This is a genomic window from Gemmatimonas sp. UBA7669 (genome assembly GCF_002483225.1).
GTDB lineage: Bacteria > Gemmatimonadota > Gemmatimonadetes > Gemmatimonadales > Gemmatimonadaceae > Gemmatimonas.
Genome location: NZ_DLHL01000001.1, coordinates 1 through 13,347, shown reverse-complemented (window position 1 = coordinate 13,347; position 13,347 = coordinate 1). Strand labels below are relative to the sequence as shown.

The 13,347-nt window shown below is 68.0% G+C and carries 14 protein-coding genes; 8 read left to right on the top strand and 6 right to left on the bottom strand.

What is annotated here, in order from left to right:
• The first annotated feature begins 93 nt into the window (after nt 1-93).
• Nucleotides 94-456 carry a heavy-metal-associated domain-containing protein gene (locus B2747_RS00065; protein WP_291155126.1) on the top strand — a complete coding sequence of 121 codons (363 nt, stop codon included), beginning with the start codon at nt 94-96 and terminating at the stop codon, nt 454-456.
• 22 nt (nt 457-478) lie between these two features.
• Here the strand turns inward: B2747_RS00065 and B2747_RS00060 are convergent, their stop codons facing one another.
• Nucleotides 479-1,210: a cytochrome c biogenesis CcdA family protein gene (locus tag B2747_RS00060; RefSeq protein ID WP_291155123.1), complete on the bottom strand. Its 732-nt coding sequence runs from the start codon at nt 1,208-1,210 to the stop codon at nt 479-481.
• Nucleotides 1,211-1,247: 37 nt separating this feature from the next.
• A complete protein-coding gene (locus B2747_RS00055; protein WP_291155120.1) occupies nt 1,248-3,671 on the bottom strand; it encodes a heavy metal translocating P-type ATPase in 2,424 nt (807 codons plus the stop codon).
• A 361-nt stretch (nt 3,672-4,032) separates the two neighbouring features.
• Between B2747_RS00055 and B2747_RS00050 the strand changes: the two genes are divergently transcribed.
• Nucleotides 4,033-4,485: a methyltransferase family protein gene (locus tag B2747_RS00050; RefSeq protein WP_291155117.1), complete on the top strand. Its 453-nt coding sequence runs from the start codon at nt 4,033-4,035 to the stop codon at nt 4,483-4,485.
• A gap of 122 nt (nt 4,486-4,607) precedes the next feature.
• On the opposite strand, the gene B2747_RS00045 is transcribed toward B2747_RS00050, so the two are convergent.
• Entirely contained in the window at nt 4,608-6,722 is a 2,115-nt protein-coding gene (locus tag B2747_RS00045) for a TonB-dependent receptor family protein (RefSeq protein WP_291155114.1), read from the bottom strand.
• 383 nt (nt 6,723-7,105) lie between these two features.
• On the opposite strand from B2747_RS00045, the gene B2747_RS00040 reads away from it, so the two are divergent.
• The 6 genes from B2747_RS00040 to B2747_RS00020 all read left to right on the top strand — a co-directional run bounded on the left by B2747_RS00040 (nt 7,106) and on the right by B2747_RS00020 (nt 11,005).
• Nucleotides 7,106-7,576 carry a MerR family transcriptional regulator gene (locus B2747_RS00040; protein ID WP_291155111.1) on the top strand — a complete coding sequence of 157 codons (471 nt, stop codon included), beginning with the start codon at nt 7,106-7,108 and terminating at the stop codon, nt 7,574-7,576.
• A complete protein-coding gene (gene merA / locus B2747_RS00035; RefSeq protein ID WP_291155109.1) occupies nt 7,573-9,474 on the top strand; it encodes a mercury(II) reductase in 1,902 nt (633 codons plus the stop codon). The genes B2747_RS00040 and merA overlap by 4 nt, the downstream gene beginning before the upstream one ends.
• Complete coding sequence (locus B2747_RS00030; RefSeq protein WP_291155106.1) at nt 9,471-9,845, top strand: mercuric transporter MerT family protein; 375 nt, start codon at nt 9,471-9,473, stop codon at nt 9,843-9,845. The genes merA and B2747_RS00030 overlap by 4 nt, the downstream gene beginning before the upstream one ends.
• Before the next feature lie 94 nt (nt 9,846-9,939).
• Entirely contained in the window at nt 9,940-10,377 is a 438-nt protein-coding gene (locus tag B2747_RS00025; protein WP_291155103.1) for a heavy-metal-associated domain-containing protein, read from the top strand.
• Complete coding sequence (locus B2747_RS20170; protein WP_414652148.1) at nt 10,377-10,625, top strand: hypothetical protein; 249 nt, start codon at nt 10,377-10,379, stop codon at nt 10,623-10,625. Before B2747_RS00025 ends, B2747_RS20170 begins: the two co-directional genes overlap by 1 nt.
• Nucleotides 10,622-11,005 carry a MerC domain-containing protein gene (locus tag B2747_RS00020; protein ID WP_291155101.1) on the top strand — a complete coding sequence of 128 codons (384 nt, stop codon included), beginning with the start codon at nt 10,622-10,624 and terminating at the stop codon, nt 11,003-11,005. The genes B2747_RS20170 and B2747_RS00020 overlap by 4 nt, the downstream gene beginning before the upstream one ends.
• Before the next feature lie 303 nt (nt 11,006-11,308).
• Here the strand turns inward: B2747_RS00020 and B2747_RS00015 are convergent, their stop codons facing one another.
• From B2747_RS00015 to B2747_RS00005, 3 genes are all read right to left on the bottom strand, one after another.
• Nucleotides 11,309-11,713: a YnfA family protein gene (locus B2747_RS00015; protein ID WP_291155098.1), complete on the bottom strand. Its 405-nt coding sequence runs from the start codon at nt 11,711-11,713 to the stop codon at nt 11,309-11,311.
• A gap of 159 nt (nt 11,714-11,872) precedes the next feature.
• Nucleotides 11,873-12,241, bottom strand: coding sequence for a four-helix bundle copper-binding protein (locus B2747_RS00010; RefSeq protein WP_291155096.1), 369 nt, complete (start codon nt 12,239-12,241; stop codon nt 11,873-11,875).
• Between the two features lie 631 nt (nt 12,242-12,872).
• Nucleotides 12,873-13,328 (bottom strand): ATP-binding protein, encoded by a 456-nt coding sequence (locus B2747_RS00005; protein WP_291155094.1) that lies wholly within the window; start codon nt 13,326-13,328, stop codon nt 12,873-12,875.
• Nucleotides 13,329-13,347: the final 19 nt, after the last annotated feature.

Sequence of the window (13,347 nt, the reverse complement as noted above, 5' to 3'; positions counted from 1 at the left end):
AGCACAACCATGGCTTCAACACCTCCCCCATCTACGGACGCCCCAGAGCGTCCGGTTGCGCTGCCGCCCACGGCTACGCGCCGGTGGCCGCTGATGGCCGCCGCCCTCGTCTTGGCGGCCGCCGTCACCATGCCGTTCGCGGTGAGCCGCTGGCCGGGCGGCCCTCGCGAGGGAGCGTCCGTCGCCGGCGCGGAGTTGCCGCTGGACTCGTTGGCGGCGGCCGCGAACGTCCCGGGTGCCCAGCGCGTGGTGCTGGACGTCTCGGGGATGTTCTGCACCAGCTGCGAGCGAACCGTGACGGCGATGCTGGCGCGGACCCCTGGCGTGGTCCGCGCGGACGTCAGCGTCGCGCGGCGCGAGGCGATCATCCTGTACGATCCGGCCCGCACCACGCCCGCCGCGCTCATCACGGTCATTAAGGGACTCGGCTACCGCGCGGCGGTCAGACGGGCGTAGCCGGGGCATGGGGCGCACGCGGCTAGACCACCGTCGAGAGGCGGGCGAAATAGACCGCGACCCCGAGAAGGGCGACCCCGCTCACGACCTCCGCCGGGCGCCGGGCCCGCTCGACGCGCTCGAGCCAGCGTCCCAGCTGCCCGGCGAAGAGGCCGAGGGCGAGGAACGGGGCGCCGCGGCCGACGCCGTAGGCGAGGGAGATCGCCGCCCCGTAGACGGGGCGACCGACGGCCGTGGCGACCGTGAGCAACAGCAGGAGGGGACCGGCTGACGTCGTGAGTGTCGCCACGCTGTACATCACCCCGTAGACGAACGCGCCCGCGACGCCGCGTCGCTGGCGGATCCCCGGGTTCGGCAGGCGACGCCGGATGGCCGGGGCCAGCAGGGTCGCCACGCCCGCTGCGGCGGCGATGATCGCTGCGCCGACGGCGAAGGCCGATCCCCACTCGGTGAGGAGTCGGCCCACCACCGACGCGGCCGCACCGAGCGCGGTCAGGGTGAGGACGAGTCCCGCAAAGAACGCGAGCGAGAGCCCGGCTCCCGGACCGCCCCGGGACGCCCGTGTGCGCCCTCCGTTCGCCGCGCCGGCCTCGCCGTGGGTGCCCACGTACCCCACGATGCCCACGCCGGCCGGGAGGGTGCATGGGCAGGTGCTGGTGGACACGATGCCACCCAACGCCGCGACGAGCAGGGCCACCACGGGATACTGCGCGACCGACGCTGACAGCCGTTCGATCAAATCCGCTGGGTTCACGACGCGCTCACGGCAAATGCGTTCATCGCCGAGGTGTTCATCGCATACCCATTGTTTCGAGCTCGCCGCGGAGCTGTTCCTCGGTGACGCGGGCCGACTCGTAGGCGACGACGACCTCCTTGCGGATCGCGTTCGCCTTGACGGAGCGCACGCCGTCGATCTTGGCCAACGTCGTGTCGATGCGCCGTGCGCAGGCGTCGCAGTGCATGCGGCGTGCGGGGATCACGGTCTCGGCCACATCGGACGCCATGGCCGCGGTGCCCGATGCCGTCTCGTCGCCTGCGCGCGCCTCATCGAGCTGCAGTCGCACCAGCATGGCCGTCGACGCGAGCACGCCCAGCACCGAAACCGCCATGATCCCGATGGCTAACGGCGCGGTGATTGCGCCGACGATGGCGAGCGTCATGCCGATCACGTTGGCGGTGACCGCGATGGCAATGTTGTGCCGCATCTTCCGGTGCGAGGCGCGGCCGAGGATGATTGCGCTCGCCACCTTGTCCAGCTTGTCGCTCACGAGCACCACACCGGCCGACTGCATGGCCACGTCGGTGCCGGCGCCGAGCGCGATGCCGACATCGCTCTGCACGAGCGCCGGGGCGTCGTTGATGCCGTCGCCAACAAACGCCACCGTGCGGCCTTCGGCCTGCAACCGTGCGATGATGTCGACCTTCTCGTGTGGGAGCAGTTCCGCATGCACATCATCGAGCCCGATGTCGCGGGCCACAGCGTCGGCCACACTCCGGCTGTCGCCGGTGAGCATCGCCGTGCGCAGCCCCATGGCCTTGAGACGCGCCATAAGGCGCGCGGTGGCCGGCCGCGGCGTATCCTGCAGCGCGATGACGCCGAAGAGCAGGCCGTCGATGGCAACGTAGACCACCGAGTGCCCCACCTCGAGCGCCCGGACGCGCTCCTCCAGCGCGGTCGGCACGGTGGCACCAGCGCCTTCGCTCGCAAGGAACGACGGCCGGCCCACGACGACGCGGCGGCCACCCACGCTGGCGACGACGCCCTTGCCTGGCACGGCGCGGAAGTCCGTGGCGTCGTGGTGCCGGATCTCCTGGAACTGCGCATAGTGCACGATGGCGCCGGCCAGCGGGTGTTCGCTCCCGGCTTCGGCGGCCGCCGCGTGCCGGAGGAGGTCCTGCTCGGTCCCGGTGAAGGGGATCGCCTCGCGCACGGTGGGACGTCCGTAGGTGAGCGTGCCGGTCTTGTCGAAGACCACCGTGTCGACCTCGGCCAATGCCTGGAAGAACTCCCCGGCGCGCACCAGCAGGCCTCGGGCGATGCCGTGCCCACCACCGATGGCGAGGACCATGGGCGTCGTGATGCCGAGCGCGCAGGGGTAGCCCATGATGACCACGGTGAGGGCGATCAGCGTCGCCTGCTGCACGCTCCCCGAATACACCAACCAGCCCATGAACGCCACGGCCGCCACGGCATAGACCACGGGCCCGTAGTAGTTCATGAGCCGGTCCATGAGCAGCTGGATCGGCGGCTTTCGCTCCTCGATCTGCCGCATCAGCCCAACCACCTGCGCGACGAAGCCCTCCGAGACGAGCCGCGTCACTTCCACGCGCACGAAGCCGTCGACATTCATCGTGCCGCCAACCACTTCGCCGCCCGCCTCGCGGAACACCGGCACGCTCTCACCGGTGACGCTTGCCATGTCGAAGCTCGAGCTGCCCTCACGCACGATGCCGTCCAGGGGCACCAGTTCGCCCGGTCGCACGGCCACGATCTCGCCCAGCGTCACCTCGGCGACCGGGACCTCGACGTCGTGGCCGCCGCGCAGCACGCGCGCCGACTGGGCCTGGAGCGACAGCAGTCGACGCACCGATTCGGCGGCGCGCTTCCGCGTACCCAGCTTGAAGGCGCCGAAGAAGAGATGCAGCGCCATCAGCCAGACGGCGACCGGGAAGAAGTTGGGCCACGCGGTTGGTTGCAGCAAATGGCCCACGCCAATGGCGAACGCGCCCCACGCGCCGGTAGAGAGCAACACGTTGGCATTGATGACGCGCTCACTCAGCGCCATGATCGTCTTCCGCAGAATCGGGTAGCCGATCCAGAGCAGGACGATGATCGCAACGAGGGCGCTCACCAACGCGCGCGTGCGCGCAGGGAGGCCGGCCAGGTTGAGCGGATCAAAGAGCAGGTCCGCGATGGCGAGTCCCATCGCGAGGCCCCCGCGCCGCCGGATGGTGGCGAAGAGCGCGTCGTCGGTTGCGACCTGCTGCGCCTCAGTCGCCACCACAGTGTACCCCAAGTCTTCAACCTTCTGGGCCACCTGCTGCTCGGTCACGCGGCCTCGATCCGCGTCGACGAGGATGATGCCGTGGACGAGGTTGACCTGCACGCTGTTGACGCCAGGGACGCGCGCGAGCGCCTTCTCGACGGACATGGTGCAGAACGAGCACATCATGCCGCTCGCCTTGATCTGGATCAGCCGGTTTTTGGCGGCCATGGATGGAGCCCGGTGGACGAATCGGTGCCCAAGTCCATGTGACCGGGCAAACGCTTCACGGGTACACAGTACACCCTCTACTAGAGTAGAGGGTCAAGGGCTGCTCGCGCGTCGACGCGAGGGCCAGCTAGTTGGCGGCTGAGGCCGCGTATTCGCCGGTATCAGCGACGCCGCGTCCATCCTCGACGACATAGCGACGTCGGAGCCCTGCGGTCGGCCGATGGATGGCGAGACTGACGCCGCATACCGTTAGGCTGTGGATGTCGTGCCCACCAAATAGCATCAGGATGCGCAGTCCAAAGCCGCGCGCAATCGCTGCCGGAACTCCAAACATACTGGAATTCGGAATCCCCCCGTCCTCATGCTTGTCGGCGCGCTGGCGTTGAGCGTCCCGTCTGCGGTGGCAGATCCCGTCGCTCGTCCATCGGGTGCGCTCCGACTACTCGGCGGTCTCTTCGCCGCTGGCGGCCTGGCCGTGGCCGGCGCGGGCGTCGCGGCGTTCCGCCGGCAGCGCACGACCGTCGATCCGCGATACCCCGAGCGCGCCACGACGCTCGTCGACGAGGGGGTTTACCGTTGGACTCGCAATCCGATGTACGTGGGCTTCGTGAGCGTAGCGGCCGGCGCGGCGGTGGCTTTGGGCTCGCCTCTCGCGCTGCTCGGACCAGGACTGCTTACCGTGTACCTGGATCGCGTGCAGATCCCGGCAGAGGAGCGAGCGCTGCGGGCACGATTTGGTGCCCCGTTCGAGTCCTACGTCCGGACGGTGCACCGTTGGTTAGGTCGCAGCTGGCACGGACGAGACATGAGCTGATGACCTGAGCCCGCACCGGCGTGCCGAGGAGACTCACCGCATCAGTCGCAGTGTTCGCGCGCCGTGACTGCGTAGACATACCGCCGATGAGGCGCAAGCCGTGGTGACGCGGCGCAGGCCGCTCAGAACGAGCGCTCGACCCCAGCCTGCACCATGCGTCGCATACCGGGCAGAAGCCCTCGGGTGCGATCTACGATCACGAGTTCCCCAAAGAGGTTCTTGACCGTCGCAAACGCCGTCACGCCCAGCGGCCGGAGCGGCAAGTTCCCGGCGACATTCCAGAGGGTGTTCGCCGGTAGGATGCCCTGCTGACCGTCGGCCACCGTGACGCGGGTGTTGGCTGCATCGCCGAACTGCTGTCCGAGGTGGACCGCCTCGACGGATAGGTCGGCGCCACCTCGGTGCCGCAGGCCAAGCGTCGCCGTGGTCGTCAGCGCGGGTGCGTACGGCAGGCGCTTCCCGCTCACGTCCAGCCGGGTGCGCGTACCCGTCCCATTCTGCTCGGCGTAGACTTTGTTCGCCACGTCAGCGCCACCGGTCCCGATGTAGGCGAAGCGAGTACCCTCGGTGCGGGCCACTGGCACCCACGTCGAGGCGAGTTGCACGAACGGCCTCACAACGCGCCCGGCGCCCAGCTCGGCGCGGACGTCCAACTCCAGCCCCTGATGCAGCGTGCGGCCAGCGCTCGTCAGCGTGGCGCCGGTACCACCGGCGACGCTGGCCGGGATGATCTGGTTGGAGAAATCCATTCGGAAGGCGGTCAGGTCCACTGTCCACGTGCCACGCGGCGCCCAGCGCAGGCCGGCTTCGTAGTTCCAGCTGCGCTCGGGATCGAGCTCCACCACGCTGCCGGTCGTGTTGCTGATGATGTCCTCGTTGCGCGGCGGGCTGAACCCGCGATGCACGCCGGCGAACAGGGTCAGGGCCGGTAACGCGGTGAACGTGGTGCCCACCCCCGGAATCAGCTCGGTCAGCGACGTTGCGCCGGACACGCCATCCGGGTTTCCGGCGACGGGTCGGAAGTTGCGCCGCGCAATGTTGAGGCGCTCGACGCGAAGCCCTGAGGTCACGGTGAAGCGCGCGGTACCGAGTCGTGCCTGTGCCCAGCCCGCCACGGCATCCGTGCTCCGACGGTTGTCCTCAACGAGTCCGGAGCCTGGGTTGGTGGCAGGGCCGGAGGTGCGGCTGTCGAATGACGCCCCGTTGATCTGCTGGCGCTCCTGAACCTCGCGGTGCAACCGGGCGCCCGCGTCCAATGTGCCGAACAGGGTCGACAGGTGCAGTGGCTGGCTGTATCGCGACTCGGCGCCGAGCACCCGATAGCGGCGGATTCGGCCCTCATTGCCACAGCCGGACTCCAGGTTCTGCATTCCGCCGCACGCCGGATCACTGCGGTCGTTCGGGCGCTGGGCAGAGTTCGACGACTGCCGCCACCAGGGCCGTGAGATGTCGTGGCCGTAGAGGGTGGTGGTGAGGCGCCGTGCCTTGCGGCTGTACTCGTGGGCGATGGTCCCACCAAGTCGATCAATGATGAAGACGTCGTTGCGGAACGGATTCTGGCGGGGATTGGCGGCCCACTCGCCCTCGGTCAGCCCGGAGTACGTCACCCGCGACGCCTCTCGATACACGTTGGTCTTGGCGATGACCTGATGGCCGGCCCCGAGTGGCACGAAGAGCTTGATGGACGCATCAGTCACATCCGAGCTGACGTTCTCACGTGCGCCCTCCGCCCGCCAGCGGCCGAGGTCGACCACCGCGCCAACGTCTCCGTTGACGGCCGCCCCGCGGAGGTAGCCGTTCACCAACCCATTGTTGCCGCCTGTGAAGCGGAGCGTCGCGCCGCTCTCGACCGGCAGACCCGGCGTGATGTAGTTGATGACGCCGCCGACCGTCTGCGGGCCGTGCAGGATCGAGCCGGCTCCCTTGAGCACCTCGATGCGCTCCATGCGGCCGACCGGCGGGTGGTAGTACGCCGCGTTGTCGCCATAGGGCGCCAGCGTGATCGGGATGCCGTCCTCAAGCAGCAGCGTCTTGGTGGAGCGGGTGGGGTTGAGCCCACGGATGCCGATGTTGGGTCGCAATCCCAACCCCTCCTCGTCGCGCACGTGCACGCCCGCGAGCTTGCGCAGGGCCTCGTTGGTCGAGGACACGCGCGCGCGCTCCATCGTAGCGCGCCCGAGCACCTGAGCGCCCCCGGGAATCGTGTTTCGGTCGGTCGGCGACCCGATGATGCTCATGCCCGGCAGCTGAGCGATGGAGTCGCGCGGCAGCGTAGGGGTTTGCGCACCGACCAGCGTTGGCGTGGCTGCGAGAACGAGGAGAGCGAGGCGAGGAAGGAATGTCATGGCGAAGGCTATCGGATGAGAACGACTATCAGATAGCGTTGACTTTAATCCTGATAGCATTTGTCGGCAATAGCTTCGACGTGGGTATTTGCCGATGGTTGGCTCATACCGCGCGAGGGTCGTGTCCTTGCGCGCTTGACTCTGGAGCGCACTCCAAGGTGTATGGTTGCTGTATGCCCGCGTCCCCAAAGTCCCCTGCACGTTCTCACGCCGTCCGGACCGAGTCACCCGAAGCAACGCTGCCGCCATCCGCCGCCGTTCTTCGCATCGGAGACTTGGCCGCTCGCGCGGGCGTCAGTGCGGACACGCTCCGTTACTATGAGCGCCGCGGCCTCTTGCAGCCGTCCGGTCGCCGAGCCAGCAGGTACCGCGAGTACCCGCCCGAGGCGGCGGGCATCGTGCACTTCATCAAGCACGCTCAGGTGCTCGGGTTTACGCTCGCGGAGATCGACGAATTGCTCCAGCTGCGTGGCTCCGCCGCTCGCCGCGGAACCGGGCTCGCGGTGCATGAAGTCGCGGTGGCCAAGATCCACGACATCGACGAGAAGATGCGGATGCTCGGCACACTCCGCCTCGCACTCGCTGACTTGGTCGTCGAGTGCGAGCACACGTGCGGTCCCGATACGGTCGTGGACGCTCGCGATTGTCCGATCATCGCGGCGCTCAGCGCGGAAAGCCTCGCACCTTTCGCACCCGTCGCGCACGGCACAGCGCGCGCCAGTTCCGACCGCGGGCTCGGCACGTGACCATCACCGACCACACCGCGATGACGTTGGACCTCACGATCACGGGCATGACCTGCCTCGATTGCTCCCGACGCGTCTCCACGGCGCTTGAGCGCGTTGACGGTGTCCGGGCGGCCCATGCCGACTATCGGGCTGGCCGTGGGCAGGTTGAACTCGCGCCTGGCGCGACGCCCGCCCCTGCGCTGACGGGCGCGCTCGTCACGGCGGTCGAGCGCGCCGGGTATGGTGCAGCGCCGATCATGCCCGACCTCGATGACGGCCAAGATGCAGGATCGAGCGCCGCCGTCGCCGCCGCGTCGTGCTGCGCCTCGACGGCTGCGTCCGCATCACCCGAGGCCGTGGCGCTAGCAACGCGGTGTTCGGACACGCCATCGTTCGCCGGCGAGGCACCAACCCGCGTCGTGCAAGTCGACGCGTCCGGCCGCGACGCCGAAACTAGTCGATCCACGCCGGCCTCGGACTTCGACCTGCTCATCCTCGGCACGGGCGGCGCGGGCGTCGCTGCGGCCATCCAGGCGGCCGGGATGGGTGCAACGGTCGGTATCGTGGAAAGCGAGACGCTGGGCGGCACGTGCGTCAACGTCGGCTGCATACCGTCCAAGATGCTCATGGAGGCGGCGGCGCACGTCCATGCAGCCCGACGGGGGTTCCCCGGGATCGCGCCCTGCGAACCGTCCGTCAACTGGCGTGAAGTCGTCCGACAGAAGGACGCGCTGGTGGAGGAGCTGCGCGAGGCCAAGTACGCCGACGTGCTCGCGAGCTATCCCGGCGTCGCGCGCTTGATCGGGCACGCACGGCTGCTGCCGGGTGCGGACGGTGTGCTGCGCGTGCGTGTGGGCGATGCCGCGACGGGGCGAGATCATACGGCCCGCAAGGTGATTGTGGCCACCGGCGCCTCGGCGGCGCTCCCGTCGATTCCGGGCCTCGACGCGGTCGATGCGCTCGACAGCACGAGCGCGATGGCCCTGGACGCGCTGCCGGCGTCGATGATCGTGCTCGGCGGCGGTCCCGTGGGCGTCGAGCTCGGGCAGATGTTCGCGCGCTTTGGCGTTCGGGTCGTGCTCGTCCAACGGCGTGCACAATTGCTTCCGGGCGAAGATCTGGAGATCGCGGCCGTGCTGCGCGAGGCGCTCGAAGCCGAGGGGATCGAGATCCACACGGGTACGAGCGCGACCCGCGTTGAGCGCGACGGCACCGAGGTCGTTGTGCACATCACCCAAGGCACGCTCGAGGGGCAGCTCCGGGCCGAGCGCGTGCTCGTCGCCACGGGCCGTCGTCCGAACACGCGTGATCTGGGGTTGGAGGACGTCGGGGTGACGCTGTCGCCGACTGGCTATATCCAGACCGATGCCATGCTGCGCACCGCGCACGCAGACGTGTACGCGGCCGGTGACGTGACCGGCGGCCCGGGCTACGTGTATGTGGCGGCCGCTGGTGGGCGTGTGGCGGCGGAGAATGCGTTGAAGGCTCTGCACGGCGTCGGCGCCGCGAGTGACGCACCACGCGAACTCGACCTAACCGCTGTCCCGAGCGTGACCTTCACGGCGCCGCAGGTCGCGTCGGTGGGTCTGACCGAGGCGGCCGCGCGCGCTGCGGGTCATCATGTCGACGTGAGCGTACTAGACATGGCTCACGTTCCCCGTGCGCTGGTGAGCTACGACCGGCGCGGTCTCGTAAAACTCGTTAGCGAGACGGGCTCCGGCCGCATTCTGGGCGTGCACGCGGTCGCTCCCAATGCGGGTGAGTTCATGGGCGAGGCGACGCTCGCGGTGCGCTTTGGGCTGACCGTGCGCGATCTCTCAGGCACGCTGCACCCATATCTCACGTGGGTCGAGAGCCTCAAACACGCCGCGCAGGGCGGCTCGATGGGCGTCGCGAAGTTGAGCTGCTGCGCATGACGACTCGTGAACTCACCACCGATCAGCCGCGGGCGAGACGCGGGCTGCTGGCCGCCGTGGGAGCCGTGGGCGCGGCATTCTTGGCCTCGCTCTGCTGCGTCGGCCCGCTGCTGTTCGTCACGCTGGGCGTCGGCGCGGGACTCGCCAGCACGTTTGCGCCGCTGCAGCCGCTCTTCACCGTGATGGCCGTCGTGTTGTTGGCCCTCGGCTTTTACGTGGTGTACGGCCGACGCCGAGCCCCGGTGTGTGCGCCGGATGGGACCTGCACCGTCCCCCGCGACCGCACGCGCGACAAGGTCCTGCTGTGGCTTGCCGCCGTCGTGGCGCTGGTGTTCCTCACGTTCGAGCGATGGTCCGTGCTCCTGCTCTGATCCGTCGCGGCGCAACCCTCGGCGCCGCGGGGCCCGCCCTCGGCTGGCGACACGGCGCACACTGCGCAAAACCTTCTGTCTACTCCTAGTCCCCATGCACAAGCCACTCGCCACCCTCGGTATTTTCGCCGTCACCGGCACCATTGCGCTCTGCGACCTGTGCGGCTCGAGTACGCCGGGTCGCACCTCGTCCTTCAGCCTCGTGCCGGCCGCGCACGCTGCCACGCTGCCGGCGCATGTGCCCAGCGACGCGCAGCCCCCCACGACGCCAACACCCGTCACGTCGGCATCGGCCGCACAGCAAGTCGCGGCATCGCAGACGATTACGTTCACGGTCAAAGGCATGACATGTGCCGGATGCGTCCTGAGTACGCGGAAAGTTCTCACCCGCCTGCCCGGCGTGGCCAAAGCCGATGTGAGCTACGAGAAAGGCACAGCGGTCGTGACGTTCGATCCGGCGAAAGTGACCGAGGCGCAAATGATCGCGGCGATAAAGACCTTGGGGTACACGGCGACCAAGGTCACGCGATAATGGCCATGTCCACGCGCCGAACGCTGGGCATGATTGGCGTGGCGCTGACGTGTCCGTGTCATGCGATACTGCTACTCGTGCTCTTGGGCGGTAGCGCGGGTACCGCATGGCTTGCGCAGTACATGGGCGTTGCGATCACCGTGCTCGTAGTGGCGTTTCTGTTCTCGCTGTGGCCTCTGCTGAAACCACGAGCGGGAACGTCGGCCGGACATGGGCGTCCCGAGCCTGTACGGCCGAACCGAAGATGAGCAAGGCCGTACGAGTTGCCGATACCGGCGGCGTGTTGGGTGCGGTGTTTGCCGCGCTCTGCTGCGCGGGCACGCCGCTTATCATCGCCGGTCTCTCCGCGGTGGGCCTCGGTTTCCTGAAGAACGACGCGATCCTGTGGCCGTTGATGTTCGCGTCGCTCGCCGTCGCCCTCTGGGGTTTTGGGGGTGGGCGACGCATCGACGGGCTGACGGGGCCGCTCATCGTGGCCGTGTTGGTAGCTATCGCGCTCGTCGCCGGCGTCGTCTTCATCCATGACTTTCCCGCGATGCAGGTGATCTGGACGGGCGTCGTCGCGCTGATCGGCGCAACGATCTGGAACGTCAGCGCCCGGAGACGGTGCAGCGCGACCTTGCGTTGACCTGCACGCGCACCATGCATTTTGGGCGTGCGCGTGCTGGGTTGGTCGGATGACACGAGCGACTCTGCCGAACTCATGGTCACCTTTCGGGTGCGCCTTTCCAACGCTCCGCCGCGTCAGTGTGTGGGTTATCGCAACATCGTCGGTGGTATCCATCGCCAGACCGACGTGCTGCCGGGTGAGATCCGCTCCGACGGACTCCCGTGCTTCTCGGGCGAGCTGCGCGCTCGTCGGGACGCCGCGAGTGGCACCCCGGTGCTTCTCGGGCCGTTCGCCTTTGGTCCGCCGTCCGCGAGGTTTCTCTTATGTGAGTTGGAGCGCCGTTGCAGTCGGCGCAGCGGATGACGCACGCGCGATGTTTCGCCGACTGAAAGTCCCACTCGCCGGCATCGCGTGGTCCGCGACGCCTACGCCGATGAGGCAGATCACGGCGCCAACCACAGTGGCGACATCGGGCTTGATGCCGTCGATGCGCCCACAGCACCCAGAGCAGACGAACACGTCGCCGTACGCCGCATAGACCCGTCCAAAGTCAAAGCCCGCTGGTTGCATCGTCGGCAACACGCCGTACAAGACGAGCAGCAGTCCGCCGAGTGCCCCGAGCCACACACTTCGGTCATTGCGGAGCCAGAGCCAAACGAGGTAACCCCCGTCAATCTCCATGAGGCCGGCCCCCAGAAACAGGACTAGCGATTCTAAAATGCGCACGGCGGGAGCTGAGGAAGTGATCCGTGCACGAACGGACTTGTGCATAAGCGATCCAATGCATGAACGGGTCGGTGACATGACCCGTCGGTGGCCCGCCGAGCACTATGGAACACAAGGCGGGCCACTCCGCGCGTGGTATGCCACCGCGCGCAGGTCGGATTACGCGGCCATCCGACGGCAAGCCTCGGCGCACTTGTGGCATGCTTCGGCGCAGAGTCGGCAGTGCTCGGCCATGCCTGCGTGCTTCTCGCACTCGGCGGCGCATGCGTCGCATGCCTCGGCACAGGCTCGGCACAGCTCGGCCGAGAGCGGGCCACCGCGGCTCATCGCACGGATAGCCGCGGTGCACGCGTCCGCACAATCGCGGTCGAGGCGAATGCACGAGCGCATCATGGCGATGTCCTTCTCGTCCAGGCAGGCGTCCGAACACATCTCGCACGCCACCAGGCACGCGACGCACGCCTCGATGCAGTCGTGATACTTCGCACTGTTGCCGCGAAGGTAGGTCCCCAATTCGATGCTGGCCATCGGTGTACTCCTGAGAAAGTGTTTCTCCGCCCAATCAACAAATGTGCGATTGGACATGGCAACGACGGGATGCGAGCGTGCGTAGGCTCGCCACGCGTTCAACGCCGGTATGACGAGCAGAAACCCTATCTACTTGCCGCCCATCGAGCGCATCACCGGTTGATGCATCGCTCCAAGGCGCTTAACGCGGGCCTTGTGCGCCGACATCTGCGCGAGTGTGACGCATATCCCGCGCCGCGCGATTGTGAAACGCGGCATCGCGGAACCGGAGATCCGGGTCGGGCGGCCGCGTCGCGCCTGGTACTCCCGCCTCGGCTGCGCGAGCGACGGACGCCGGAGGCAAGCAGTGCGTGCCCGAGAAACGGCAGGGCGACGACGACCGGTCGCAGCCCACGACGGCCGCGAGCACGTGCGGAGTGAAGGAACAGCATGGAGGACCTCTGGACGGTGGCGTGGTCCGGTGCCGCACGGGGGCAGGCCTGATCGAAGACCAAACGCGTACGTGCGCCACCATGGGCGCACGGAGATCAGGCTTTGGGCGGGCGGCGCGGGGGTGTCAATGCCGATTGAAATTGCACACTTCTGCTGATCGAAATTGCACACCCGGCGGGGGGCTGGCCCGGCGTAGCGGTTAGCGCTCCTGGCGGCGGGGACGCCGCGCCGACTCGGGGTCCGGTTCACTTCGGCGGAGTGCCAGATCGCGGTGCTGCCGCATCCGGTAGCTGTTGCCGCGGATGTTGACGATGTGGCAGTGATGCAGGAGGCGGTCGATGAGCGCGGCGGCCATCGTTTCGTCGCCAAAGACGTCGCCCCATTCCTCAAAGCCCTTGTTGCTGGTGAGCACGGTCGACGCGTGTTCGTAGCGGCGGCTCATGAGCTGGAAGAAGAGCTGCGCGCCGGTGCGCGAGATCGGCAGATACCCGATCTCGTCGATCACCATGAGGCTCGGAAAGACGAGCGTGCGCAGTCGTCGGGTGAGGTGCCCGGCTTGCTGCGCTTCTTCGAGTGAGGTGATCAGATCGGCCAGCGTCGCGTAGTACACGCGCCGGCCGTATTCCGCCGCGGCGATGGCGAGGCTGATGGCCAAGATGCTTCTATGTCTGTCA